General features: G+C 69.8%; 18 protein-coding genes and 1 tRNA gene. 3 read left to right on the top strand and 16 right to left on the bottom strand.

From position 1 onward, the window contains the following. Window positions 1–50: 50 nt before the first annotated feature. The 4 genes from RIN46_RS03755 to coaE all read right to left on the bottom strand — a co-directional run bounded on the left by RIN46_RS03755 (window position 51) and on the right by coaE (window position 4,558). Window positions 51–1,106: a TerC family protein gene (locus RIN46_RS03755; RefSeq protein ID WP_309079912.1), complete on the bottom strand. Its 1,056-nt coding sequence runs from the start codon at window positions 1,104–1,106 to the stop codon at window positions 51–53. A gap of 287 nt (window positions 1,107–1,393) precedes the next feature. Further along, window positions 1,394–3,490 (bottom strand): excinuclease ABC subunit UvrB, encoded by a 2,097-nt coding sequence (gene uvrB, locus RIN46_RS03750; protein ID WP_309079913.1) that lies wholly within the window; start codon window positions 3,488–3,490, stop codon window positions 1,394–1,396. Between the two features lie 31 nt (window positions 3,491–3,521). After that, window positions 3,522–3,896 carry a hypothetical protein gene (locus tag RIN46_RS03745; RefSeq protein WP_309079914.1) on the bottom strand — a complete coding sequence of 125 codons (375 nt, stop codon included), beginning with the start codon at window positions 3,894–3,896 and terminating at the stop codon, window positions 3,522–3,524. Continuing rightward, window positions 3,893–4,558, bottom strand: a complete 666-nt coding sequence (gene coaE, locus RIN46_RS03740) for a dephospho-CoA kinase (RefSeq protein ID WP_309079915.1) — start codon at window positions 4,556–4,558, stop codon at window positions 3,893–3,895. Before coaE ends, RIN46_RS03745 begins: the two co-directional genes overlap by 4 nt. Window positions 4,559–4,595: 37 nt before the next feature. On the opposite strand from coaE, the gene RIN46_RS03735 reads away from it, so the two are divergent. Together RIN46_RS03735 and RIN46_RS03730 are read left to right on the top strand one after the other, a co-directional pair. Next, a complete protein-coding gene (locus RIN46_RS03735; RefSeq protein WP_309079916.1) occupies window positions 4,596–5,303 on the top strand; it encodes a YigZ family protein in 708 nt (235 codons plus the stop codon). Then, window positions 5,300–6,493, top strand: coding sequence for a methyltransferase (locus RIN46_RS03730; RefSeq protein WP_309079917.1), 1,194 nt, complete (start codon window positions 5,300–5,302; stop codon window positions 6,491–6,493). Before RIN46_RS03735 ends, RIN46_RS03730 begins: the two co-directional genes overlap by 4 nt. A 132-nt stretch (window positions 6,494–6,625) precedes the next feature. Here the strand turns inward: RIN46_RS03730 and RIN46_RS03725 are convergent, their stop codons facing one another. From RIN46_RS03725 to RIN46_RS03700, 6 genes are all read right to left on the bottom strand, one after another. Further along, on the bottom strand, window positions 6,626–7,990 hold the full coding sequence (locus RIN46_RS03725; protein ID WP_309079918.1) for a CHRD domain-containing protein: 1,365 nt from the start codon (window positions 7,988–7,990) through the stop codon (window positions 6,626–6,628). 419 nt (window positions 7,991–8,409) lie between these two features. Beyond that, window positions 8,410–9,879, bottom strand: a complete 1,470-nt coding sequence (gene rpsA / locus RIN46_RS03720; protein ID WP_309079919.1) for a 30S ribosomal protein S1 — start codon at window positions 9,877–9,879, stop codon at window positions 8,410–8,412. A gap of 210 nt (window positions 9,880–10,089) precedes the next feature. Next, entirely contained in the window at window positions 10,090–11,379 is a 1,290-nt protein-coding gene (locus RIN46_RS03715) for a GNAT family N-acetyltransferase (RefSeq protein WP_309079920.1), read from the bottom strand. Between the two features lie 24 nt (window positions 11,380–11,403). Further along, window positions 11,404–14,106, bottom strand: coding sequence for a DNA polymerase I (polA, locus tag RIN46_RS03710; protein ID WP_309109436.1), 2,703 nt, complete (start codon window positions 14,104–14,106; stop codon window positions 11,404–11,406). A gap of 61 nt (window positions 14,107–14,167) precedes the next feature. Continuing rightward, the gene (locus RIN46_RS03705; protein ID WP_309079922.1) at window positions 14,168–14,728 is read right to left on the bottom strand and encodes a dihydrofolate reductase family protein; all 561 of its coding nucleotides are present in this window, start codon (window positions 14,726–14,728) and stop codon (window positions 14,168–14,170) included. 161 nt (window positions 14,729–14,889) lie between these two features. Further along, window positions 14,890–14,971: transfer RNA gene (locus RIN46_RS03700), tRNA-Leu, on the bottom strand. 142 nt (window positions 14,972–15,113) lie between these two features. On the opposite strand from RIN46_RS03700, the gene RIN46_RS03695 reads away from it, so the two are divergent. Next, window positions 15,114–15,722, top strand: coding sequence for a response regulator (locus RIN46_RS03695; protein WP_309079923.1), 609 nt, complete (start codon window positions 15,114–15,116; stop codon window positions 15,720–15,722). 133 nt (window positions 15,723–15,855) lie between these two features. Here RIN46_RS03695 and pyk read toward each other — a convergent pair whose 3' ends face one another. From pyk to trpB, 6 genes are all read right to left on the bottom strand, one after another. Beyond that, window positions 15,856–17,388: a pyruvate kinase gene (gene pyk / locus RIN46_RS03690; protein ID WP_309079924.1), complete on the bottom strand. Its 1,533-nt coding sequence runs from the start codon at window positions 17,386–17,388 to the stop codon at window positions 15,856–15,858. 61 nt (window positions 17,389–17,449) lie between these two features. Next, a complete protein-coding gene (locus RIN46_RS03685; protein ID WP_309079925.1) occupies window positions 17,450–18,907 on the bottom strand; it encodes a glutamate synthase subunit beta in 1,458 nt (485 codons plus the stop codon). Further along, on the bottom strand, window positions 18,900–23,501 hold the full coding sequence (gene gltB, locus RIN46_RS03680; RefSeq protein WP_309079926.1) for a glutamate synthase large subunit: 4,602 nt from the start codon (window positions 23,499–23,501) through the stop codon (window positions 18,900–18,902). Before gltB ends, RIN46_RS03685 begins: the two co-directional genes overlap by 8 nt. 229 nt (window positions 23,502–23,730) lie before the next feature. Continuing rightward, complete coding sequence (lgt, locus tag RIN46_RS03675; RefSeq protein ID WP_309079927.1) at window positions 23,731–24,747, bottom strand: prolipoprotein diacylglyceryl transferase; 1,017 nt, start codon at window positions 24,745–24,747, stop codon at window positions 23,731–23,733. Window positions 24,748–24,751: 4 nt separating this feature from the next. Beyond that, the gene (trpA, locus tag RIN46_RS03670; RefSeq protein ID WP_309079928.1) at window positions 24,752–25,561 is read right to left on the bottom strand and encodes a tryptophan synthase subunit alpha; all 810 of its coding nucleotides are present in this window, start codon (window positions 25,559–25,561) and stop codon (window positions 24,752–24,754) included. Further along, window positions 25,561–26,811 carry a tryptophan synthase subunit beta gene (gene trpB / locus RIN46_RS03665; RefSeq protein ID WP_375141836.1) on the bottom strand — a complete coding sequence of 417 codons (1,251 nt, stop codon included), beginning with the start codon at window positions 26,809–26,811 and terminating at the stop codon, window positions 25,561–25,563. Before trpB ends, trpA begins: the two co-directional genes overlap by 1 nt. Window positions 26,812–26,997 lie beyond the last annotated feature (186 nt).

The raw sequence follows: 26,997 nt of genomic DNA, 5'->3' as shown, positions 1-26,997 counted from the left end.
GCGGCCGCCGCTTGTCGCGCCCGGGGAGCCCCGGAAAGCGCTGGTGAGGACTATTCGGACTTGTCCGCCCCGACCTCGTCCGGGTGGCGGACCTTGTCGACGTCCGCCTTGAGCCGGGCGTCCATGGCGGCCTCGCGGCCCTTCTTGGACAGCAGGGAGGCGGCCGTGGCGACGACGATCGTGGTCAGGATGACCGCGAGGGACAGCGGCGTCGAGATGTCGGGGACCCATTCGACGTGCTGGCCGCCGTTGATGAACGGCAGCTCGTTGTGGTTGATCGCGTGCAGGATCAGCTTCACGCCGATGAAGGCCAGGATGAAGGACAGGCCGTGCTTGAGGTAGATGAGCCGGTCCATGAGGCCACCGAGCAGGAAGTAGAGCTGGCGGAGCCCCATCAGGGCGAAGATGTTGGCGGTGAAGACGATGAACGCGCTCTGCGTCAGACCGAAGATGGCCGGGATCGAGTCGATCGCGAACATCAGGTCGGTCATGCCGATGGTGATGAAGACCAGGACCATCGGGGTGAACATCTTCCGGCCGTCCACGGTGGTGCGCAGCTTGTTGCCGTCGTACTGGTCGGAGACGGGGAGCTTCTTGGTCAGGCGGGCGACCAGGCCGTTCTCGGCGCCCTCCTCCTCGTCGGCGCCGTCGTCCTTGAGCTGGTGCCACGCGGTCCAGAGCAGGAAGGCGCCGAAGATGTAGAAGACCCAGGTGAAGTGCTCGATCAGGGTGGCGCCGAGCAGGATGAAGATGCCGCGCAGGATCAGCGCGATGATGATGCCGAACATCAGCACTTCCTGCTGGTACTTCCGCGGCACCGAGAAGCGCGCCATGATGATGATGAAGACGAACAGGTTGTCGACGCTGAGGCTGTACTCCGTGACCCAGCCCGCGACGAACTCCTGCCCGTACTGGGGTCCGGCTTGCCAGAAGAGGAGGCCCGCGAAGATCAGGGCGAGGGTGACGTAGAAGCCGACCCAGAGGCCGGCCTCCTTCATGGAGGGCTCATGGGGCCGCCGGACCACGTAGAGCAGGTCGAACAGGAGGATCAGGCCGAGGATCGTCAGCGAGACGATTTCGAACCCGAGGGACAAGTGGTCTGACACTCAGTACCTTTCGCAGGGCGGCCGGCACGTGCGGCCGCTTCGGATAGTCCAGTCGCCGCAAGTCTCTCCGCCGCCCGGAACCGCGCCGCGAGACGGCTGCCTTGATCCGGGACCGGCCACTGCGCCCGGCCGGTGGCTTGCGCTCGATCGGTCCCGCCCTGGGGCGAGCGACCGGCGTGGCTGTGGCCACCGACTCGGTCGGCGGCCACTCGGCGTGTTGACGTCCGCAGTGTTCGGGATACTCCCCTACGTGCCCTCCATCCTAACGCAGCCGCGTTACAGGCCGGTTACGCGTGCCCGGCGCCCTGCATCTGCCGCAGTTCCTTCTTGAGGTCGCTCACCTCGTCGCGCAGTCGTGCGGCGAGCTCGAACTGGAGGTCGCCTGCGGCGGCGTGCATCTGCTCGGTGAGCTGGCCGATGAGCTCGACCAGGTCCTCGGCCGGGGCGGCGGCCAGGCCGTCGCTGCGGACGGTCGCGGCCTTCTTGGTCCCGCCGGTGCGCCGGGCTCCCTTGGCGAGCCGCTGGTTGTTCAGCAGCTCCTGGGTGTCGGCGTCCTCGCGGGCCAGCTGATCGGTGATGTCCGCGATCTTCTTGCGCAGCGGCTGCGGGTCGACGCCCATCTTCTTGTTGTGGGCGACCTGGATCTCGCGGCGGCGGTTCGTCTCGTCGATTGCCCATCGCATCGAGTCCGTGATCCGGTCCGCGTACATGTGCACCTGGCCGGAGACGTTGCGGGCCGCGCGGCCGATGGTCTGGATGAGCGACGTCGACGAGCGCAGGAAGCCCTCCTTGTCCGCGTCGAGGATCGCCACGAGCGAGACCTCGGGAAGGTCGAGGCCCTCGCGGAGCAGGTTGATGCCGACGAGGACGTCGAAAACGCCGAGCCGGAGCTCGCGGAGCAGCTCGACGCGACGGAGCGTGTCGACGTCGGAGTGCAGGTACTCGACCTTGACGCCATGTTCGGTGAGGTAACCGGTGAGGTCCTCGGCCATCCGCTTGGTCAGCGTGGTGACCAGGACGCGCTCCTGCCGGTCGACGCGATCCCGGATCTCGCCGAGCAGGTCGTCGATCTGACCCTTGGTCGGCTTGACCACGATCTCGGGGTCGATCAGGCCGGTCGGTCGGATGATCTGCTCGACGACCCCGCTGGACTGGCTGAGCTCGTACTTGCCCGGCGTCGCGGAGAGGTAGACCGTCTGGCCGATCCGCTCCAGGAACTCCTCCCACTTCAGCGGCCGGTTGTCCATGGCGGAGGGCAGCCGGAACCCGTGCTCCACGAGCGTCCGCTTGCGGGACATGTCGCCCTCGTACATCGCCCCGATCTGCGGGATCGTCACGTGCGACTCGTCGACGACCAGCAGGAAGTCGTCCGGGAAGTAGTCGATGAGGCAGTGCGGGGCCGTGCCGGGCCCGCGGCCGTCGATGTGGCGCGAGTAGTTCTCGATGCCGTTGCAGAACCCCATCTGCTGCATCATCTCGAGATCGTAGGTCGTGCGCATCCGCAGCCGCTGGGCCTCGACCAGCTTGTTCTGGCCCTCGAGCTCCGCCAGGCGCTCGCGGAGCTCGTCCTCGATCGCGGTGATCGCACGATTCATGCGCTCGGGTCCGGCCACGTAGTGGCTGGCCGGGAAGACGTACATCTCCGTCTCCTCCCGGACCACCTCGCCGGTGAGCGGGTGCAGTGTGTAGATCTTCTCGACCTCGTCGCCGAAGAACTCGATCCGCAGGGCGAGCTCCTCGTAGACCGGGATGATCTCGACCGTGTCGCCGCGGACCCGGAAGGTGCCGCGCTGGAAGTCGACGTCGTTGCGCGTGTACTGCATGCCGACGAAGCGACGCAGGAGGTCGTCCCGGTTCAGCTCCATCCCCTGTTTGAGGGTCACCATCCCGGAGACGTACTCCTCCGGCGTGCCCAGACCATAGATGCAGGAGACGGTGGCCACCACGATCACGTCGCGGCGGGTCAGCAGCGAGTTCGTCGCCGAGTGACGGAGTCGCTCGACCTCCTCGTTGACCGAGGAGTCCTTCTCGATGAAGGTGTCCGTCTGCGGGACGTAGGCCTCGGGCTGGTAGTAGTCGTAGTAGGAGACGAAGTACTCGACGGCGTTGTTGGGCAGCAGCTCGCGGAACTCGTTCGCCAGCTGCGCGGCCAGGGTCTTGTTCTGGACGAGCACCAGCGTGGGCCGCTGCAGCTTCTCGACCAGCCAGGCCGTCGTCGCCGACTTGCCCGTGCCGGTGGCGCCGAGGAGGACGACGTCCTTCTCCCCGGCGTTGATGCGCTCCGCCAGCTCCTCGATCGCCTGCGGCTGATCACCGGCCGGCTCGTACTCGCTGACCACTTCGAAGGGCGCGACGACGCGTTTGATGTCCTGGGCGAGACTCATGGCTCTAGGCTACTCCGGCTCCCTGCGGAGTTCATGCGTTCTTCGAAACTTCCTTCGAGGGCGAAACCCGGTCCGGATCCGTGCTCGGACGTGGTCGCCGGGAGGCCAGCAGGCCGGGGAAGAGCGGCCCCCGGTCCACGCGCTCGAGCACCGCGAGCACGAGCTGCTGGGCGAACAGGAGCCCCGCCGCGCCGGCCACCGCGAGGCCGGCGAACCCCGCCCACGCGCCCGTGACGACGACCCACCCGTCGGGCGGTCCGTCCACGTAGTCGGCGCGGCCCCCGAGGCCGAGCCAGATCACCAGCCAGAGCACCAGCAGGACCACCGCCGCCCGGACCCCCGCGCGAACCCAGCGGAATGCGGGGCCGAAGTCGAAGGCCGGCGGCCTCCTCCCCGTCCGCCTCACGGCCCATCCCCCATCGACGCCTCCGGCGCGCCCGTCCCCGGCAGCGAGGGTGCGACCCAGCGCGCCCAGAAGTCGTCGACCTGCGCCAGCAGGTCCGCACGGGTGCCGGCGTTGTCCAGGACCACGTCCGCGGCCGCGGCCCGCTCGTCGTCGGTCGCCTGCGCCCCGATCCGCGCCGCGGCCTCCTCCGGCAGCATGCCGCGGTCCTCCACCATCCGCCGGATGCGTTCCGCGAGCGGCGCCGCCACAGTCACGACGACGTCGAAGGCCCCGGCCTGGCCGGTCTCCACGAGCAGCGGGATGTCCTGCACGACGACGGTCCGCTCCCCCGTTCGCTCGACGGCTGCCGCGCGCAACGCGGTCGCCGCAGCCCGCACGCGGGGATGGACGATCCCGTTGAGCCGGTCCCGCGCGTCCTCGTCCCCGAAGACCAGGCGGCCCACGGCAGCGCGGTCCATCGCACCGTCGGGTCCGAGCACTCCGGGACCGAACGCCTCCACCACGGCGGCGAGGCCCTCGCTGCCGGGTGCGACGGCCTCGCGGGCGAGAGCGTCGGCGTCGATCAGCACCGCGCCGAGCTCCACCAGCCGGCGCGCCACGGTGGACTTCCCGGAGGCGATGCCCCCGGTGAGCCCGATCTGCAGTCCGCTCGCTTTCTCCATAGCCTTCAGGGTAGTCGGCGGCCGGTAGGCTGGAGCGGTGAACGATCAGGAGAGCCGGGCGACGCAGTACACCACCATCGCCGAGGACGTGGTGCACGAGCTCGAGATCAAGCGCTCCCGCTTCATCTGCCACCTGCGGCGCGTCGAGACGGAGGAGGCCGCCCGCGGACTCCTGGCCGAGCTGCGCCGGTCGCACTTCGACGCCCGGCACCACTGCAACGCTTTCATCCTCGGGGCCGACCGGGACGTCCGCCGCAGCAGCGACGACGGGGAGCCCTCCGGGACGGCCGGGGCGCCGATGCTGGAGGCCCTCGCCCGCCGGACGACGCGAGACGGCGCGACGGACCTGTCCGACGTGGTCGCCGTCGTCGTCCGCTACTTCGGCGGAGTGCTGCTCGGTGCCGGTGGCCTGGTCCGGGCGTACTCGGAGTCGGTCTCCGCCGCCCTCGACGCTGCGGCGCTCGTGCAGCGGCAGCGCATGCGGCTGGTGCGCGTCGAGACGGAACTGTCCTCGACCCCACGGCTGGAGAACGATCTGCGGGTCCTGACCGGCACCGACGCCCCCGAGGTGCTCGGCACCGACTACGGTGCCGACGGCGCCTCCGTGCACGTGGCGCTCCCCGACGCACCCGGAGCCCTGGAGGCGTTCGCCGGACGGCTCGCGACGCTCACCGCCGGCACCGGCCGGTTGACCGCAGGAGGCGTCGACTGGGTCGACCGCCCGGCCGCGGGGCCGGGCCGATGAGCGATTTCGTGCCCGGGACGGGCTGGCCGCTGGATGTCTTCGCCGGGTTGCGCCGACGACCGGACGTCGAGGCCGAGAATCTCTTCGCGCACGACGCCGCCGACCGGCTGCTGCTCGAGACCGCAGCCGAGCAGTATCCGGGCCGGATCGGCGACGGCGCACGGGTGGCGGTCCTCGGCGACCAGTACGGCGCACTGGCGCTGGGGCTGGCCGCCGCCGGGGTGCGCGGCCACCGAGTCCACCAGGACGGGCGCTCCGGTGAGCTCGCGCTCGAGGCGAACGCCGACGAGGCCGGGCTGGGCGGGACCTTCGCCGCGATCGAGGAGGCGTCCGCCGCCGTCGCTGGCGCGCGGCTGGTGCTGCTCCAGCTCCCCCGTTCCCTTGACGTCCTGTCAGAGTGGGCGCGGTTGATCGCGGCGGCCGGCGGCGAGGACGTCGTCGTGCTCGCCGGCGGTCGCGTCAAGCATATGGCGCTGGCCATGAACGACGCCCTGGGCACGTACTTCGGGTCCGTCCGGGCAGGGCTGGCGAGCCGGAAGGCGCGCGTCCTCACGGCAACCGAGCCGCTGCGTGAGGCGGCCCTCGCCGCCCCTGATCCCGTGGAGGCCGGAACCGCCGACGCAGGACTCCCGACGCCGCTGCAACTCCGGGCGGTGCCCGGCTCGTTCGGCGGTGCGCGGCTGGATCCCGGCACCCGGTTCCTGCTGCCTCGTCTCGTGGGGCCCGACGGCCTGCCGGAGCGGCTGCCCGGCGGCGGACCCGTCGTCGACCTCGGCTGCGGCAACGGCACCATCGCCGCCTTCCTGGCCCTGACCAGACCGGAGCTGCGCGTGCTGGCGTGCGACCAGTCGACGGCCGCCGTGACCGCGAGCCGGCTCACGGCCGAGGCGAACGGTGTCTCAGCTCGAGTCGAGGTGCGACGCGCGGACGGGCTGGACGGACTCGACGACGGCTCCGTGGCGGCCGTCGTCCTGAATCCGCCGTTCCACATGGGCAGCACGGTGCATCCGGGCATCGCCCTGAAGCTCTTCGCCGATGCGGGGCGTGCTCTGGCGCCCGGTGGACGGCTCTGGTGCGTCTGGAACTCGCACCTCCAGTACCGGCGGCATCTGGAACGCCTCGTGGGGCCGACCCGGCAGCTGGACCGCAACAGCAAGTTCACCGTCACGGTTTCGACCCGGCGGGCCTGACGGCCTCCGAGCCGCTTTCCGCACCCGCAGAGGAGCGCCCCGGGCGCGACGGAGGGGTGGGGACCCGGAGTCCGGGTCCCCACCCCTCCGCACCGCGTCGTCAGTGCACCATGGGCGCCACGACGGCGATCACTAGCAGGGCTTGACGGTACCGCTGATCTCACCGTCGGCGGAGTTCGCGGTGTCGACCTGCACCGTGTAGTCGCCTGCCTTCAGCGCAGCGATCTGCTCCTGGGTCAGTTCAAACGAGCCGGCAGCGCCGCCGCTGGTCCCGCCGGTCGCCGTTAGCTCCAGGTCACCGCTGCCGGTGCTGCTGTGCAGCGCGGCGCCGGTGACGTCCGAGGACATCCCTGCGTACAGGCAGGTGACGGAGAACGTGCTGCCGCTGAGCGTGCCCTGGCACTGCCCGGCACCGGAGGCCCCGGCTGGCCCGGCCAGGAGCGCCGTGAACTCGGTGTTGCCCGAGGCGGGCGTCTCGGACGTGGCGCCGCCCAGTAGACCCGAGAGCGCGCCCCCGGTCAGGCCTGACACCGGGTCCCCGCCGAGGAGTCCACCCAGAGCGTCCTCGCCGCCGATACCATCCAGGCCCCCGTCGCCGAGCACGCCGTCGAGGGCCGTCTGGTCGAGCAGTCCGTCGAGTGCGGCCTGGTCCAGCACGCCGGTCAGATCGTCGGTTCCGGCGATCCCGGAGAGCGGATTCTCGCCGATGACGCCGGCCAGGGTGTCCCCGCCGAGTGCTCCGGCCAGCGCATCCTCGCCGACGACCTCGGAGAGCGACTCGAGGGTGTTGATGTTCTCGGTGACCTGGAGGACATCGAGGACCCCCGACGGGTTGCCGTTGGACACATCGTCCAGGGCCGTCTCCCAGAGCAGCCGCCAGGTGTCGAAGTGGTCGCCGGCGAAGTTCACGTATTCATCCGTGTTGGTCAGCGTCTCAGGCGTGACTCGCTCCAGGATGGCGGACGCATCGGTGGTCTTCCAGAGATACTCCGGATCCGTGAGCATCTCCGGCGTCGGCAGCCCCGGGACGATCAGATCGGAGAGGTCGGCCATCTCCTCGGCGGAGGGCACGTTCAGCGTGGTCAGGTCCTTGCTGTTCAGCGGGATCCCGATTCCGCCGCACGAGGTGAGCAGCGTGACGTAATCCGTGTTGTGCCCCTTGACGTGGGAGGGGTTGAAGACCGGGATCCACCCCAGCGGCCCGCCGTAGATGTCGATGATCGGCATCTCGGAGTTACCGATGGCTCCGCTGGCCAGCGACAGCACCAGGTTCTCGTAGGCGGGATCCGTGTGGTACTCGTTCACGTGGGCGAAGCTGCCCAGGGCCGGGATGCCGTCCTCATTGGCCCACATGTGCTCCAGGAAGAACGTGCAGGCGTCTCCGCCGCCATGCCCGTCATGCCCGCCCGGCTTCTCGGCCGCGTACCCGCCGGAGCCGATGCGACCCCTGCGAGGACGAGTGCCGAGGCAGCGGCCGCCGCAGCGACTGCCGACCATTTCCTCCCTGATCGTTTGAATTCGCTAGACAATTCACGTGTCCTTTCAACTGAATTTCGGAGCAGCATGGGAATTCCGGCACGAATTGCTCGACGCTGCCGAGAATAGCCATTGAGGAAGTGCACCTCACAGAAAACGCTATGCGGGCCCTGATCGGCTGACAAGGTTTTACGCACTTGTTAAGTGTCCGAAAATCCGCTGCAGAACCGCCACGTCAACGCTTGTTCCTAGGTTTAATCCCTGATATTTGAACGAGCGTCACCGCGTGGTCGATTATTGAATATATAAGTTTTTTCCTCGCGTTATCGGACCGATCTCCTTCGCGTCTTCCGGCCGTTAACGCACGAGATCCCCGCACCCACCGAAGTGGGTGCGGGGATCTCCCGGTCGATGCCGTCGCCGCCAAGCGGCGGGCGGACCTAGTTGCCGGTCAGCTTCTCACGCAGAGCGGCAAGCGCCTCGTCGGAGGCGAGGGTGCCGGCGTCGGCGACCGGAGCGTCCGAGGAGTAGCTGGTCGAGGCGGACTCGGCCTTCGGCTCGGTCGCGGCAACGGTGTCCTCGGCGAGGTGCTGCGAGACCTGCTTCTTGTGGGCCTCCCAGCGCTCCTGGGCGGCAGCGTACTGCGACTCCCAGGCGGCGCGCTGGGTCTCGTAGCCCTCGAGCCACTCGTTGGTCTCCGGGTCGAAGCCCTCCGGGTACTTGTAGTTGCCCTGCTCGTCGTACTCGGCGGCCATGCCGTAGAGCGCCGGGTCGAACTCGGTGCCCTCCGGGTCGACGCCCTCGTTGGCCTGCTTGAGCGACAGCGAGATGCGGCGGCGCTCCAGGTCGATGTCGATGACCTTGACGAAGAGCTCGTCGCCCACCGAGACGACCTGCTCGGCCAGCTCGACGTGGCGCACGGCCAGCTCGGAGATGTGCACGAGGCCCTCGATGCCGTCCTCGACGCGGACGAACGCGCCGAACGGAACCAGCTTGGTGACCTTGCCCGGCACGACCTGGCCCAGGGCGTGGGTGCGGGCGAACGTCTGCCACGGATCCTCCTGCGTCGCCTTCAGCGACAGGGAGACGCGCTCGCGATCCAGGTCGACCTCGAGAACCTCGACGGTGACCTCCTGGCCGACCTCGACGACCTCGTTCGGGTGGTCGATGTGCTTCCAGGACAGCTCGGAGACGTGCACGAGGCCGTCGACGCCACCCAGGTCCACGAAGGCACCGAAGTTGACGATCGAGGACACGACGCCCGGACGGACCTGGCCCTTCTCGAGCTTGTTGAGGAAGGTGGAGCGGACCTCGGACTGGGTCTGCTCGAGCCAGGCGCGGCGGGACAGGACCACGTTGTTGCGGTTCTTGTCCAGCTCGATGATCTTGGCCTCGATCTCCTGGCCGATGTACGGAGCCAGGTCGCGCACACGGCGCATCTCGACCAGCGACGCGGGCAGGAAGCCGCGCAGGCCGATATCCAGGATCAGGCCGCCCTTGACCACCTCGATGACGGTGCCGGTGACGACCCCGTCCTCTTCCTTGATCTTCTCGATGTCGCCCCAGGCACGCTCGTACTGAGCGCGCTTCTTGGACAGGATCAGACGGCCTTCCTTGTCCTCCTTGGTGAGGACGAGGGCCTCGACGCTGTCACCGACGGTGACGACCTCGCCCGGGTCGACGTCGTGCTTGATGGAGAGCTCGCGGGAAGGAATGACACCCTCGGTCTTGTAACCGATGTCGAGCAGGACTTCGTCGCGGTCGACCTTGACGACGGTGCCCTCGACGAGGTCGCCATCGTTGAAGTACTTGATGGTGGCGTCGACGGCTGCGAGGAAGTCTTCAGCGGTACCGATGTCGTTGACTGCGACCTGCGGGGTACCGGTCTTCTCGTTGGAGGTGATGGTCATGTAGTAGGGGCTCCGATGTGGATAGTTTTGGTCAGTCGGGCAGCCGGAAGTCCCGGCATGCACCGAAGTGGGTGGTCTAGCACAGATCCGCGCACGCAAACGAGGGCAGACATGCCTGTCCAGTCTACAGATGCGCCGGGAGCCGGTCAAAGTACACCGGGCGGCGATCCGAAGCAAGTTGAAGGGGACAGTTTTGAGGCGCGGCGGGCCTCAGAAGTGGGTGAGGCAGTGCACCGGACCGGCGGACGCGAACATCCGCAGCGCCCGCTCGGCAGCCCCCGGGACGATCTCCCGCACCCGCCCGGACCGGGCGAGGAGCACCGGGCTGACGCCGCCCAGGTACATGGACGCCAGGGCGGAGGCATCGAGGACCAGGTCCGCCTCCTCCCCCGTCGGCGTCACGACGGCGTCCCCCTCTGAGACGTCGATCCGCCAGCGATCGGCGGCCAGCTCCAGCGAGTCCTGGATCTCGAGCACGAGTCCGCCGTCGGCGCCGTAACGGCGCGCGCGCAGCGCTGCCTCGACGTCGAGGATCCTCAGCCAGAGCATGTCCCCCTCCGCCCTGGTCCGGACGCAGCGTGGGTCCTCGAGCGCCCAGACCAGCGGATCCTCGGCCGGCGCGTTCCCCCACCGGACCTCCTTGACGAGGTCGAGGGAGCCGAGGAACCCCCAGAGACCCAGGTACGTATCAGGGGTGGCGGCGACGAGGTCGCGCACCTCCATGGTCTCGGGCTCGTGGCCCCAGCCCTTGAACGCGTAGGTGACGTACCCGTCCGGGGTGCCGTCGTCGTCGTAGTGCAGGGCGGCGCGCAGGGCGGTGTCCTCTGCGCCGTCCTCGCCCAATTCGCCGGCGGCGGCGCGGTAGTACCGCTCCTGCCGGTCGATCGACCCGGCCGTCGTGGACTGGACGCGCGCGAAGACGTCTCTGGCGATCGGCCCCAGCTCGGCGGGCACGGCTGCCTCGACGCTGCCGGCCGGGCGGTGTAGCAGCCGGAAGCGCTCCCCCACGTCCACCGTGACCTCGCGCTCGCTGGTGGCGACACCGAAGCCGAAGCGCCGGTAGATGGTGCCCTCGGACGCCGTCAGGGCGGCGACGGCCACACCGTCCTCCCGGCCGCGCCGGAGGTCCTCAACCATCATCCGGCGCAGCAGACCCTGCCGGCGGTGGCTGGCCCGGACCGTTACGGCCGTGACGAGCTGCGCCTCCACCGAGCGCCCGGAGCCGACGTTGAGCTGCTTGCGCAGGGTCCCGAAGGTCGCGACCGGGACGTCCGGTCCGGGGGCGCCGGCGGGGACGGGCCCGCGCGGGTAGACGCCGGTGTAGAGGCGGCCGTCGGCGGCATTGCTCGCCAGCGCCCGCTCCAGCGCGGCGTCCGTCAGCGGCTTCTCGTAGAAACCGCTGACGACGGCGTGCAGCCAGGCCGCCGACTCGTCCCGCCTCGGGCCGCTGGGGCCGGAGGCGGGGAAGGTCCTGATCTCGTACGCGTCCTCGATCCCCACGCGGGGCTCCTTCCCTCGGCCGGGCTAGTGCCCGGCGTCGTGCCAGCTGCGGCCGACGCCGACCTGGACCTCGAGCGGGACGGCCAGCTCGGCCGCTGCCGCCATCCGCTCGCGGACCAGGGTCTCCAGCGCCTCGGCCTCCCCGGCGGCGACCTCGAAGAGCAGTTCGTCGTGGACCTGCAGGAGCATCCGCGACTTCAGACCGCTCTCCACCAGGCCGCGCTGGACGCCGAGCATCGCGCGCTTGATGATGTCCGCCGCCGAGCCCTGGATCGGCGCGTTCAGTGCGGCCCGCTCGGCCATGTCGCGCAGCTGCCGATTGTCGCTGGCCAGGTCCGGCAGGTAGCGGCGCCGTCCCTCGATGGTGGACGTGAAGCCGTCCTTGCGGGCCTGCTCGACGACCCCGCGCAGGTAGTCGCGCACGGCTCCGAACCGGCTGAAGTACTCCTTCATGAGAGTGCGGGCCTCGTCGACGGAGATCTTCAGCTGCTTGGAGAGCCCGAAGGAGCTCAGCCCGTAGGCGAGGCCGTAGGACATGGCCTTGACCTTGGCGCGCATCTCCGAGGTGACGTCCTCGGGTGCGACGTCGAAGACGTGCGAGCCGACGAACCGGTGCAGGTCCTCACCGTCCCGGTAGGCCTGGATGAGGCCCTCGTCGCCGGAGAGGTGCGCCATGATGCGCATCTCGATCTGCGAGTAGTCGGCGGTCAGCAGGGTCTCGTAGCCGTCGCCGACGACGAACACGTCGCGGATCCGGCGCCCGGCCTCGCTGCGGACGGGGATGTTCTGCAGGTTCGGGTTCAGCGAGGAGAGCCGGCCGGTCGCGGCGACCGTCTGGGCATAGGTGGTGTGGATCCGGCCATCGTCGGCGATGGACTTGCGCAGCCCCTCGACGGTCTGCCGCAGCTTGGTCGCGTCGCGGTAGGCCATGAGCGCCACCAGGAACGGGTGCTCGGTCTTGACCAGGAGGTCCTGCAGGGAGTCCGCGTCCGTGGTGTAGCCGGTCTTGATCTTCTTGGTCTTGGGCAGCTCGAGCTCGTCGAAGAGCACCACCTGGAGCTGCTTGGGGGAGCTGAGGTTCACCTCGTGGCCGATCGCCGCGTACGCCTCCTGCGTGGCCCGGTCGATCGTCTGCGTGAAGTCCTCGAGCAGGCCGTCGAGCCGTTCGACGTCGACCGCGATGCCGGTCCGCTCCATGTTCGCGAGAATCACGGACAGCGGCAGCTCCATCTCCTGGAGCAGCAGCGAGGCGCCGCGCTGGAGCACCTGGCCGGCGAGGTACTCGCTGAGCAGGTTCACCAGGTGGGCGGCCCGAACCGCCGGCGCGGCGGGGTCGGCCCCGAAGTCGAAGGCCTGCTGGCCCTGATCGGCGCTCTCGGGCGCCTCGAGCGACAGGCGGAGGTGGACCTGGGCGATGTCGGCGAGCTCGTGGCTGCGGCGGTCCGGCTGGATCAGGTACGCGCTGATCATCGTGTCGTCGACGACCCCGGACAGCGGCAGGCCGCGCCCGGCCAGCAGCTTGTAGGCGCGCTTGAAGTCGTGGACGGCCTTGGGCACGGACTCGGAGGCCAGGATCTCAGCGACCGACCGCTCCGTGCCCTCGTCCACGGCCTCCAGGTCCACGTACGCGGTTGCGTCGGCGGCGGCGAAGGCCAGTCCGACGACGTCGAGGCCGCCGCCGCCGAGTTCGGCGGTCGCGACGTGGAGGCCGACGTTCTGCCCCGCGTTGGCGGCGAACCACGCTTCGACGGCGGCGGAGGTGGCGAGCCGCTCCAGCTCCGGCATCGGCTCCTCCTCGGCGCTGACCTCCTCCTCGCCGAAGAGGTCGAAGAGCCGCTTGCGGAGCGTGTTGAACTGCAAGGTGTCGAAGAGCTCCTCCACGGCCTCGCGGTTCGGGCGCGAGAGCTCGAGCGCCTCGAACGTCACCGGCAGGTCCATGTCCCGCAGCAACTGGTTGAGGCGGCGGTTCCGTTTGACGTCGTCGACGTGGGCGCGCAGCGAGTCGCCGACCTTGCCCTTGATCGAGTCCACGTTGTCCAGGACCCCGTCCAGACTGCCGTACAGGTTCAGCCACTTCGCGGCGGTCTTCGGCCCGACCCCGGGCACGCCGGGGAGGTTGTCCGCCGTCTCGCCGACGAGAGCCGCGAGGTCCGAGTACCGCTCCGGGCGAACGAAGTACTTCGCCTCCACCGCGTCGGCGTCCATCGGCGGGATGTCGGAGATCCCCTTCTTGGGGTAGAGGACCTTCGTCCGGTCGCTGATGAGCTGGAAGGCGTCACGGTCCCCGGAGACGACCAGGACGTCCGCGCCGGCCTGCTCGCCGCGAGCGGCGAGGGTCGCGATGATGTCGTCGGCCTCGAAACCGTCGACGGAGAGGTGGGCGATGTTCATCGCCTCCATGACCTTCTGGATGAGGTCGATCTGGCCGTGGAACTCCTCGGGCGTCTTGTTCCGACCCCCCTTGTACTCGGTGTACTCCTCGCTGCGGAACGTCGGCGTGTCCAGGTCGAACGCGACGCCGATGTGGCTGGGCCGGTGGTCGGCGATCATGCGGATCAGCATCGACACGAAGCCGTAGACGGCGTTGGTGTGCTGGCCGGTGTCGGTGGAGAAGTTCTCCGGCGGCAGCGCGTAGAAGGCGCGGAAGGCCATCGAGTGGCCGTCGATCACCAGGAGGCGCTGCGGGGCGTCGGGCGAGGATGTAGAAGTCACGTCTGAGCTGCTCACGCGACCACCTTACGGGAACGCCCCGGGAGGAGGGATCTCCGCCGGCCGCGGCCCGGCCGGCTCAATGCGTCGAGTCGTCCGCGGGCGGTTTGACGACGTCGTATGAATCCTCCACGACGCCCGAGCCGAAGGCCCGGCTACCCGTGCGCTCGAGCGCGATGTGTCCACGCGTGGCGAAGAGCCGGCGCCCGCCGCCGAGGATCACCGGGACCGTGGTCAGCACGAGCTGGTCGACGTGACCGGCCTCGATCATCTGGCCGGCGAGGGATCCGCCGCCCATCACCCAGACGTCCTTGTCGCCGGCGGCGTCGGCGATGTCCGGGGCCCACTCGGACGGTTCGCCGCGCACGAAGGTGATGTCCGCGTCCGGCACGGTGGGAAGCTCGCGGTGCGTGAAGACCCAGGCCGGCATCTCCGCGTAGGGCCAGACGGGGCTGTGGGCGAGGAGCCATGTGTAGGTCGCGGCGCCCATGACGACGGCCCCGACCTGCTCGAAGAACTCGTTCATCGCCGGCTCGACGCCCTCGGCCTCCTCGAACGGGGTGAGCCAGTCCAGCGACTCGTGCTCGTCGGCGATGTAGCCGTCCACGGAGGCGGCGACGTAGTAGCGGAAACGCGTCATGGGGCCAGCCTAGGGCACCGCCTGGGACCCTGCCAGAAAGGACGCCGGCGGAGGGCCAGCGGGCGGGAAGGACGGAGGGCCTCCGAACCCACGGGTTCGGAGGCCCTCCTGTCAACGATCTGCTGAGACATCTGTCAACGATGTCCCGACACATCACACCGTGCCCGAGGTGGGACTCGAACCCACACGGTTTTACCCGCCGCATTTTGAGTGCGGTGCGTCTGCCGATTCCGCCACTCGGGCCGTTCACCGGTGGTGTCCGCCGGCCGAGCCGGTGACGCCGTGCGGTGCCGTTGCAGGAATCAAGACTACCTCCCGATAGGCTGGTGGGCAGAATCCACCGTTGTCACCCACTCCCCTTCGGGAGCCTCCAGGAGGTACACCCATGTCGCAGACCGCACCCGAGCAGCCCCCCACGACGACTCGCCCGCGCCGCGTGATCGTGGCCGAGGACGAGACCTTGATCCGCCTCGACATCGTCGAGATCCTCCAGGGCGAGGGATACGAGGTAGTCGCGGAGGCGGACAACGGCGAGAAGGCGATCGAGCTCGCCCGCGAGCACAAGCCGGATCTGGTGCTCATGGATGTCAAGATGCCGGTCATGGACGGCATCACGGCCGCAGAGACCATCGTCAAGGAGCGCATCGCCCCGGTGGTGCTGCTCACCGCCTTCAGCCAGAAGGAGCTCGTGGAGCGCGCGCGCGACGCCGGCGCCATGGCGTACGTCGTCAAGCCGTTCACGCCGTCGGAGCTCATCCCGGCGATCGAGGTCGCCGCTGCCCGCCACGACGAGATCATCGCCCTCGAGCAGGAGGTCGGCTCCCTGCAGGAGCAGTTCGAGACCCGGAAGCTCGTCGAGCGCGCCAAAAGCGTGCTGACCACCAAGATGGGCCTCTCGGAGCCGGAGGCGTTCCGCTGGATCCAGAAGACGTCGATGGATCGTCGGCTGAGCATGCGCGAGGTCGCCGAGACCATCCTGGCCCAGGTCAAGTAGTCCCCGACCGCGGCTGCGGCCGGGCATGGCCCGGGCGGCCCTCCTCGCGAGGGCCGGCGCGGCGGCCGGGAACGGCGAAGGCCGGTCACCCCTCCCCGGGGTGACCGGCCTTCGCCGTCTCAGAACCTGACGCCTACTGCTTCTCGCCACGCATGTAGGAGACCATGTCCTCGACGGCCTCCTCGCGGGTGCGCCACGGCCCGACCTTCTCGCGGGCCGGCGGCTGCTGCCCCTCGAGCAGCTCGCCCGCGTCCGCCACGTCGCCGACGCGGTGGATGCGCAGCGAGTTGGTGGAGCCGGCGGTCCCGGGAGGCGAACCGGCGGCGATGCAGACGAGGTCGCCGACCTGGGCCAGCCCCTCGACCTGGAGCGCGTGGTCCACCTGGGCGGTCATCTTGTCCGTGTGGTCGGCATAGTCGACCAGCCGGGGCTGGATGCCCCAGTACAGAGTCATGATGCTCTGCGTCGCCTTCAGCGGGGTGAAGGCCAGGATCGGCTGCGGCGGCCGCAGGCGCGAGAGCCGACGGGCCGAGTCACCCGTCTGCGTGAACGCGACGATGAACTTGGCGTCCAGCTGCGAGGCGACCTCGACCGCCGCGCGGGTGATGGCGCCGCCGCGAGTGCGCGGCTTGGTGCCCAGCGGCGGGATGCGGCGCAGCCCGTGCTCCTCGGTGTTCCGGATGATGCGGGCCATGGTCTCCACGGACTCGATCGCGTAGGCACCCACGCTGGTCTCGCCGGAGAGCATGACCGCGTCGGCGCCGTCGAGCACGGCGTTGGCGCAGTCGGAGGCCTCGGCGCGGGTCGGCAGCGGGTTCTCGATCATCGACTCGAGCACCTGGGTGGCGACGATGACCGGCTTGGCCCAGCGGCGGGCCAGCTCGATGGCCCGCTTCTGGACGAGCGGCACCTCCTCGATCGGCAGCTCGACGCCGAGGTCACCGCGGGCGACCATGATCGCGTCGAACGCGTCGATGATCTCCTCGAGGTTGTCCACGGCCTGCGGCTTCTCGACCTTGGCGATGACCGGGAGGCGCCGCCCCTCCTCGTCCATGATCTCGTGGACGCGGTCGATGTCGGCGGCCCGGCGGACGAAGGACAGGGCGATCATGTCGACGCCCGCCCGGATGGCCCAGCGCAGATCCTCCTCGTCCTTGTCGCTCAGCGCCGGCACGTTGACGGCCACGCCGGGGAGGTTGATGCCCTTGTTGTTGGACACCTCTCCGCGGACGAGAACCTCGGTGACGACCTTGGTGTCGTCGACGGCGGTGGCCCGCAGGACCACGCGGCCGTCGTTGATCAGCAGGCGGTCGCCCACCGAGACGTCGCCCGGGAGTCCCTTGAACGTCGTCGAGCAGATGTCTTTGGTGCCCTCGATGTCCTCGATGGTGATCGTGAACTCGTCGCCCACGTCGAGCATGTGGGGACCGTCGGCGAACCGGCCCAGACGGATCTTGGGGCCCTGCAGGTCAGCGAAGACGCCGACCTGCAGGCCGAGCTCCTCCGAGGCCTGCCGGACATTGGCCAGGTTGTTGGCGTGCGTGGAATGGTCCCCGTGGCTCATGTTGAGCCGGGCCACGTCTACACCGGCCTGGAGGATCTGCAGCACCTTGTCATAGGTGCCGATCGCAGGACCGAACGTGGCCACAATTTTTGCGCGTCGCATACGTCGACTAACCGCCTCTTCTCTCAGTCGTTCCCGGTGGTCCGCCGTGGCGGCCCACCGGTTAGAGCATTGAAATGGCGCGATCCGTCGGTGCCACAGGGGCAGGCAATCGGGTCTCGCCCATCAGGTACTTGTCCACCGCGGCAGCGCACGCGCGCCCCTCCGCGATGGCCCACACGATCAAGGACTGCCCGCGTCCGGCGTCTCCGGCCGCGAACACCCCAGGTGTGTTGGTCATGTAGTAACCGTCTCGGGCGACATTGCCCCGGTCATCAAACTCGGTGCCGGCCTGCTGCTCCAAACCTGCGGGCTCCGGGCCGGTGAAGCCGAGAGCCAGGAGAACGAGATCGGCCTTGATGGTCCGCTCGGTCCCTGCCTTCGGAACCCGGCGGCCCTCCACGAACTCCGTCTCGGCCACGGTGACACCAGTCACACGGCCGTTCTCCCCGACAAACTCTACCGTAGACGCGAGGTACGTCCGCTCGCCACCCTCCTCGTGCGCCGACTGGACCTCGAACAGGGTCGGGAACATCGGCCAGGGCTGGTGCCCGGGGCGCTCGCTCGGCGGCTGCTGGCCGATGGCCAGCGTCGTGACGGAGGCGGCCTTGTGCCGGTGCGCGGTGCCGATGCAGTCCGCGCCGGTGTCGCCGCCGCCGAGGATGACGACGTGCTTGCCCTCGGCCGAGATCTGCTCCGGTACCTCCTGGCCGGCGACGGCGCGGTTGGACTGGACCAGGTACTCCATGGCGAAGTGCACGCCGTCCAGCTCGCGGCCCGGGATGGCCAGGTCGCGCGGGACGGTCGAACCGGTGGTGACGACGACGGCGTCGTACCGGCGGCGCAGCTGCGCCCACGAGATGTCCTTGCCGACCTCGACGTTGGTCCGGAAGCGGGTGCCCTCGGCCTTCATCTGGTCCAACCGCCGGTCCAGCACGGACTTCTCCATCTTGAAGTCGGGAATGCCGTAGCGCAGGAGCCCGCCGACGGCGTCGTCCCGCTCGAAGACGGCGACCGTGTGCCCGGCGCGGGTCAGCTGCTGGGCCGCGGCGAGACCGGCCGGGCCGGAGCCGACGACGGCGATCGTCCGATCCGTGTGCCGCTGCGGCAGGACGGGCTCCACATTGCCGTCGTCGAACGCCTGGTCGGCGATCTCGACCTCGACCTGCTTGATGGTCACCGCGGGCTGGTTGATGCCCAGCACGCAGGACGCCTCGCACGGGGCCGGGCACAGGCGCCCCGTGAACTCGGGGAAGTTGTTCGTGGCGTGCAGCCGATCGGCGGCCTCCCCCATCCGGTCCTTGTAGACCAGGTCGTTCCACTCCGGGATCAGGTTGCCCAGCGGGCAGCCCTGATGGCAGAACGGGATGCCGCAGTCCATGCAGCGCGAGGCCTGCTCGTGGAGCGTGCCCTTCTGCTGGCGCTCGTAGACCTCCGCGAAGTCCATGATGCGCACGGGGACGGGGCGGCGCGGCTGCGTCTGGCGCTCGCGTACCTTCAGGAATCCACGGGGATCAGCCACGGGTAGCCTCCAAAATCCGGTTCCAGACGACATCGCCGTCGGGATCTAGTCCTTCTGCCTCGGCCTTCGCTCGCGTCTCGAGCACGGCCGCGTAGTTGCGCGGCATGACTTGGGTGATGCGTGCCAGGGTGTCGGGGAAGTCGACGAGCAGCTTCGCCGCGAGCGTCGACCCCGTCTCCTCCGCGTGGCGGGAGAGCAGGGCTTTCACGGTCTCCGCGTCCTCGGCCGGCACCGGCCGCAGGAGCAGGTCGCCGGCCTCGAGGGCGTCCTTGTTGATCTTGCGCCTGTCCAGGTCGAGCACATAGGCCACGCCGCCGGACATGCCGGCGCCGAAGTTGCGTCCGGTCCGGCCCAGGATCAGGGCCAGGCCTCCCGTCATGTACTCGAGGCCGTGGTCGCCGATGCCTTCGACGACGGCGCGCGCCCCCGAGTTGCGGACCAGGAACCGCTCGCCGACGATGCCCCGGAGGAACATCTCCCCGCTCGTGGCCCCGTAGCCGATGACGTTGCCCGCGATCACGTTGTTCTCCGCGATGAACTGGCTGTCCCGGCCGGGGCGGACGATGATGCGGCCTCCGGAGAGGCCCTTGCCGACGTAGTCGTTCGAGTCGCCGTAGAGCCGGAGGGTGATCCCGGCCGGCAGGAAGGCCCCGAGCGACTGGCCGGCCTGGCCCTGGAGCGTCACGTCGATGGTGTCGGTGGCGAGCTCCTCGGCGCCGAACGTCTTCGTGACCGTGTGGCCGAGCATGGTGCCCACCGAGCGGTCCGTGTTGATGACGTCCAGACTGATCCGCACCGGCTGCCGGTCGCGCAGAGCGTCCGCGCTGAGCTCGATCAGCCTGTTGTCGAAGTGCTGGTCCAGCTCGTGGTTCTGCGGCTGCAGGTTCCGCACCGCGGAGCCGTCCTCCTCGAGGCCCTCGAAGATGGGCTCGAGGTCCAGGCCGGCGGTCTTCCAGTGGTCGATCGCCGCGTCCTTGTAGAGCAGCTCCGAGTGGCCGATGGCCTCCTCGATGCTGCGGAAGCCGAGCTGCGCGAGCACCTCGCGGACCTCCTCGGCCAGGAACTCGAAGAAGTTGACCACGAACTCGGGCTTCCCGGTGAACCGCGAGCGCAGCTCGGGGTTCTGGGTGGCGACGCCGACCGGGCAGGTGTCCAGGTGGCACACGCGCATCATGATGCAGCCGGAGACCACCAGCGGCGCGGTGGCGAAGCCGTACTCCTCGGCACCGAGCAGGGCGGCGATGACGACGTCGCGGCCGGTCTTGAGCTGACCGTCCACCTGGACGACGACTCGGTCGCGCAGACCGTTCAGGCGCAGCGTCTGCTGCGTCTCGGCGAGGCCCAGCTCCCAGGGCGCGCCCGCGTGCTTGAGCGAGTTCAGCGGCGACGCACCGGTGCCGCCGTCGTGCCCGGAGACCAGGACGACGTCGGCCTTCGCCTTGGTGACGCCGGCGGCGACCGTGCCGATGCCCACCTCGGAGACGAGCTTGACGTGGACGCGGGCGCCCGGGTTGGAGCGCTTCGCGTCGTAGATCAGCTGCGCGAGGTCCTCGATCGAGTAGATGTCGTGGTGCGGCGGCGGGGAGATCAAGCCGACGCCCGGCGTGGAGTGCCGTGTCCGCGCGACCCAGGGGTAGACCTTCTGGGCCATGAGCTGGCCGCCCTCGCCGGGCTTGGCGCCCTGGGCCATCTTGATCTGGATGTCGTCGGCGTTGGTGAGGTACATGCTCGTGACGCCGAAGCGGCCCGACGCGATCTGCTTGACGGCGCTGCGGCGCTCGGGGTCGAGCAGGCGCTCGATGTCCTCGCCGCCCTCGCCGGTGTTCGACTTCCCGCCCAGGCGGTTCATGGCGATCGCGAGGGTCTCGTGCGCCTCCTTGGAGATCGAGCCGTAACTCATCGCGCCGGTGGAGAAGCGCTTGACGATCTCGGAGACGGGTTCGACCTCCTCGATCGGGACGGGGGTGCGCTCGCCGGTCTTGAAGTCGAGCAGACCGCGCAGGGTCATGAGGTCGCGGGCCTGCTCGTCGACGCCCTTCGTGTACGCCTTGAAGATGTCGTAGCGGCGCTCGCGCGTGGCGTGCTGGAGCCGGAAGACGGTCTCCGGGTTGAACAGGTGCGGCGGGCCCTCCCGACGCCACTGGTACTCGCCGCCGATCTCGAGCGGACGGTGCGGATCGCTGTTGCCGTCGGCCGGGTAGGCCCCGGCGTGGCGCTGCTCGGTCTCCTGGGCGACGACGTCGAGCCCAACGCCGCCCATCTGCGAGTGGGTGCCCGTGAAGTAGGCGTCCACGAACTGCTGCGACAGCCCGAGCGCCTCGAAGGTCTGCGCGCCGCAGTACGAGGACACGGTGGAGATGCCCATCTTGGACATGATCTTCAGGACGCCCTTGCCGAGCGCCTTGATGAGGTTCGCGTGCGCCCGCTCCGGTGCGACGTCGCCGAGCTCCCCGCTGCGGGCCATCTCCTCGACGGACTCGAGGGCCAGGTACGGGTTGATGGCGGAGGCGCCGTAGCCGATGAGGACGGCCACGTGGTGGACCTCGCGGACGTCGCCCGCCTCCACGACGAGCGACGCCTTGGTCCGGTTGGCGCTCTTGAGCAGGTGGTGGTGCACGGCGCTCGTCAGCAGCAGCGACGGGATGGGCGCCCACTGCGCGTTGGAGTCGCGGTCCGAGAGCACGATGTACTGGATGCCCCGGTTGATGGCCGCCGAGACCGTCTCGCAGATCTCCTGCAGCCGGTGCTTCAGCTCGGCGGCGCCGCCTCCGGCGCGGTAGAGCCCGCGCACCCTGAGGGAGACCTTGGCACCGTCCTCGTCGGTGATGTTCGCTACCTTGGCGAGTTCGTCGTTCGTGATGACGGGGAAGCCGAGACCGATCTGGGGGCGGCGGACCTGCTCGAGGGAGAGGAGGTTCCCGTCCGGGCCGATCGACGTGCGCATGCTCGTGACGAGCTCCTCGCGGATCGCGTCCAGCGGCGGGTTGGTCACCTGGGCGAAGGACTGCGCGAAGTAGTCGAAGAGCAGGCGCGGCCGCTGGGACAGCACGGCGATCGGGGTGTCGGAGCCCATGGCACCGAGCGGCTCGGCCCCGGTGCGCGCCATCGGGTTCAGGAGGATGCGCAGCTCCTCCTCGGTGTAGCCGAAGGTCCGCTGGCGCAGCTGGATCGAGGCGGTGTTGTGCACGACGTGCTCGCGCTCGGGCAGATCGGCGAGGTCGATGAGGTTCTGCTCGGCCCATTCCTGCCACGGGTTCGCGGCGGCGACCTCGGCCTTGATCTCCTCGTCGTCGACGATCCGGCCGGCCTCGGTGTCCACCAGGAACATCCTGCCCGGGGACACGCGGCCCTTGGCCGTGATCCGCTTCTCGTCGAGCTCGACCACGCCGACCTCGGACGCCAGGACCACCAGGCCGTCGTCGGTCACCCAGTAGCGGGCCGGCCGCAGGCCGTTGCGGTCCAGGACGGCGCCGACGAGCGTGCCGTCGGTGAAGGAGACGGCGGCGGGGCCGTCCCACGGCTCCATGAGCATCGAATGGTACTGGTAGAACGCCCGGCGCGCCGGGTCCATCGTCTCGTGGTTCTCCCACGCCTCCGGGACCATCATCATGATCGCGTGCGTGATGGGTCGGCCCGAGAGCATCAGCAGCTCCGCGACCTCGTCGAAGGACGCCGAGTCCGAGGCGCCCGGCGTGCAGATGGGGAACAGTTCCTCGGGGACGTCGCCCAGGATCGGGCTGGAGAGCTGCGACTGACGGGCACGCATCCAGTTGCGGTTGCCCTTGACCGTGTTGATCTCGCCGTTGTGGGCGATGGTCCGGAAGGGCTGGGCGAGCGGCCACGACGGGAACGTGTTGGTGGAGAAGCGCGAGTGGACGATGCCGAGCTTGGTCTTGAACCGCTCGTCGGACAGGTCCGGGTAGAACGGCTCCAGCTGGGCCGTCGTGAGCATGCCCTTGTAGACGATCGTCTTCGAGGAGAGCGAGGGGAAGTACACGCCGTGCTTGTTCTGGGCGCGCTTGCGCACGCGGAAGGCACGGGCGTCGAGGTCCTCCGTGCCGGGGTCCCGGGGAGCCAGGAAGAGCTGGACGAAGTGCGGCATGCACGCACGCGCGGCCTCGCCGATGATCGACGCCTCCACCGGCACCTCGCGCCAGCCGAGGACCACGAGGCCCTCCTGGTCGGCGAGGTCCTCGAGGCCCTCGCGGGCGACCCGTTCCTCGGCCGCGACGTCGGGCAGGTAGGCGGTGCCCACCGCATAGCGGCCGGGGGCGGGGAGCTCGAAGTCGACGACGGCGCGGAAGAACTCGTCCGGGACCTGCGTCAGCAGACCGGCGCCGTCGCCCGTTCCCTCGTCGGCGCCGACGGCGCCGCGATGCTCGAGGTTCCGCAGGGCGGTGAGGGCGTGGTCCACGATGTCGTGCCCGGGCTCGCCGCGCATGCTGGCGATGACCGCCAGTCCGCAGGCGTCCTTCTCCAGGCCCGGGTCGTAGACGCCCTGCGCCTCGGGGATCTGCGCAAACCGCACGAAAGGCGAGACGGCGACCTCTGCCTGGGGCTCCAGGCCGGTGTTCGGGGTACCTGTCTGATTCATGGTGTCCTTTCTCCGGGGGGCCGGCGCACGGCCCACCCCTGGCGCGGAAAGCGGCGGGGAGGGTGGCGGCGGCGTCGGCCGGCACTGCCGGCCGGATGGGGAGATCGCGGTCCGAGCGTGCCGGTTCTCAACGGCACGGGACACAGCGTCGTGATCCCGTCAGCGCATCGCTTGGGTGACGCGACACTACACCGGGACAGGCGGCGGGGTCGCGGAGCGCGTTGTTTCTTTACGCTCCGGTCCCGGACCGGGACCCGGACGCCCGGCCGGCGTCGGGGCCGTCGTCGTCCACGGCCCCTGGCACCGCGGGATCGGCGGAATTCTGGCCTGCGGCGGACGGAGCGGCCGCCGCATCGGCGGAGTCCCCAGGGGCCGGCTGGCGGCCCGCGAGGTAGACGCCGGGGTCCGGCTTGTTACGGGAGCGTGCGGCGGTGACGGCGAACGCGACGACGGCGATGGCGAGCAGCAGAATGCTGGTCCAGACGTTGAGCCGCTGGGTGGTGCCGAAGAGTGTGATCAGCTCCGCGTCGTCGATCCGGAGCATCTCGATCCAGACCCGGCCGAGGGTGTACACGGCCACGTAGAGCCACATCATCGCCCCGCGGCGGAACTTGAACTTCCGGTCCAGGGCGAGCAGCAGGACGACGCCGGCGAGGTTCCAGACCATCTCGTACAGGAACGTGGGGTGGAACAGTGTTCCGGCCGCCGCGTCGGCGGGGAAGTTGGGATGATCGGCGTCGATCTCCAGGCCCCACGGAAGGGTCGTGGGGGCGCCGAAGAGCTCCTGGTTGAACCAGTTGCCCAGCCGGCCGATGGCCTGGGCCAGCAGGACGGCGGGGGCGGCGGCGTCGGCGAAGGCCGAGAGCCGAACCCCGTAGCGCCGGCAGGCGATCCAGGCGCCGATCAGGCCGAGCGCCACGGCACCCCAGATGCCCAGGCCGCCGCGCCAGATCTGCCAGGTGAGGCCGAGATCCCCCGTGCCGTCGAAGTTCGGCCCGAAGTACGCGTCCGGCGAGGACAGGACGTGGTAGAGCCGGCCGCCGACGATGCCGAAGGGGATGGCCCAGATGCAGATGTCCCACACGACCCCCTCGGGCCCGCCCTTGGCGAGCCAGCGGCGGTTGGTCAACCACATGGCCGCCAGGATGCCGGCGAGGATGCACAGCGCGTAGGAGTGGATGGTCAGCGGGCCGAGGCCGAAGCTGGCCCACTCGGCGGGAGGGCTGGGGATCGACGCTGACAGCACGGCCTCAGTCCTTCCGGCCGCTGAGCTCGGCGGTGAGGTCCGCGACGGCGTCGACTCCGCCGTCCCGCAGCGCAGCGACGAGCGCGGTCCCGACGATCACGCCGTCGGCGTAGGACCCGATCTCGTCGACGTGCTGGCGGGTGGAGACGCCGAGACCCACGCAGGCGCGGGGGGCGCCGGCGGCGTGGGCCGCCGCGACGACGCCCTGGGCGGTGGCGGCAACCGAGGCCCGGGCCCCGGTGACCCCCATGATGGAGACGCAGTAGACGAAGCCGCGGCTCGCCGCGACGGCCTCGCGCATCCGCCGCTCCGTGGAGCTGGGCGCCACGAGGAAGACGCGGTCGAGGCTGTGGGCGTCGGAGGCGGCGAACCAGTCGGAGGCCTCGTCCGGGACGAGATCGGGGGTGATCAGGCCTGCTCCGCCGGCGTCGGCCAGTCGTCGTGCGAACTCGTCCACGCCGAGCCGCAGCACGGGGTTCCAGTAGGTCATCACCATGACGGCCGCGTCGCAACGGCTGGTGATCGCGGCCACGATGTCGAAGATCTGGGAGACGCGGAATCCGTTCGCGAGTGCCTGGACCGTCGCGGCCTGGATGACCTCGCCGTCCATCACCGGGTCGGAGTACGGGATGCCGAGCTCGATGACGTCGGCGCCGTTCTCGGCCATGGCCACGGCGGCGTCGATCGTGGTCTGGGCGTCGGGGAATCCGGCGGGCAGGTAGCAGATCAGCGCGGGCCGGCCCTCGGCGCGGGCCTTCTCGATCGCCTCCGCGGACTTGGAGGTCCGCCCGGTCGCTGCGGGTGCGGTGGTCATCAGGCGTCCTGCCCTTCTGCGTGGCTCCGGCCCTCGCGGGCGGTAGCGGGTTCCTCGAGCGGCTCCTCGGCGCGGGCCGCCTCTGCCGTCTCGGCGTCGAGCAAGTCGAACCACTCGGCGGCGGTCGCCACGTCCTTGTCGCCGCGTCCGGAGAGGTTGGCGATGATCACGACGTCCTCCGGCGCGGCACCGGCCTCCACCCTGCGCCGGCCGACCTTCAGGGCGCCGGCGAGGGCGTGCGAGGACTCGATGGCAGGGATGATGCCCTCCGTGCGGCACAGGAGCCGGAAGGCCTCCATGGCCTCGGCGTCCGTGATGGGCTCGTAGGTGGCCCGCCCGATGTCGTGGAGGTAGGAGTGCTCCGGCCCGACGCCGGGGTAGTCGAGTCCGGCGGAGATGGAGTGGGACTCGATGGTCTGCCCGTCCTCGTCCTGCATGAGGTAGCTGCGCGCACCGTGGAGCACGCCGGGGCGACCGAGGGTGATGGTCGCGGCGTGCCGGGGCGTGTCCACCCCGTCGCCGCCGGCCTCGAACCCGTAGAGCTCGACGTCGGCGTCGTCGAGGAAGCCGTGGAAGATACCGATCGCGTTGGATCCGCCCCCGATGCAGGCGCAGACCGCGTCCGGCAGGCGACCGGTCTGCTCGAGGATCTGCTCCCGGGCCTCGTCGCCGATAACCTGGTGGAAGTAGCGGACGAGCGCCGGGAAGGGATGCGCGCCGGCCGCCGTGCCGAGGAGGTAGTGGGTCGAGTCGACGTTGGCGACCCAGTCCCGCAGCGCCTCGTTGATGGCGTCCTTCAGGGTCTGCGATCCGGCCTCGACGGGCACGACCGTGGCACCGAGGAGGTTCATGCGGGCGACATTGAGCGCCTGCCGGCGCGTGTCCTCGGCGCCCATGTAGACGACGCACTCCAGTCCCAGCAGGGCCGCCGCCGTGGCCGAGGCGACGCCGTGCTGGCCCGCCCCGGTCTCCGCGATCAGGCGGGTCTTGCCCATGCGCTTGGCCAGGAGCGCCTGCCCGAGCACGTTGTTGATCTTGTGGCTGCCCGTGTGGTTCAGGTCCTCGCGCTTGAGGAAGATCCGGACTCCACCGGCGTGCTCGCTGAAGCGCTTGGCCTCGGTGAGGAGGGAGGGACGGCCCGCGTAGTCGCGGTTCAGCGCGGCGACCTCGGCCGCGAAGTCCGGGTCGTTCTTCGCCTCGTCGAACGTCCGAGCGAGCTCGTCGAGCGCGGCGATGAGGGACTCGGGCATCCAGCGGCCGCCGTAGTCGCCGAAGTACGGGCCTGGGGCGTCCTTCAGGCTGGCCGGCCCGGCGCTGGGGTCGGCGCCGGCGAGGAAGCCCTCGGCCGGGTTCGTGTCGGGCTGGGACGCTGCGGACTCGCTCACGTGGTTCCTACTTTCGCCAATGATGCGTGGATGCGGCGCCGGCCGCGCGGA

Origin of the sequence: Zhihengliuella sp. (assembly GCF_031178195.1) — a bacterium.
Classification (GTDB): Bacteria; Actinomycetota; Actinomycetes; order Actinomycetales; family Micrococcaceae; genus Zhihengliuella.
This window is presented reverse-complemented; position numbering and strand designations above follow the sequence as displayed.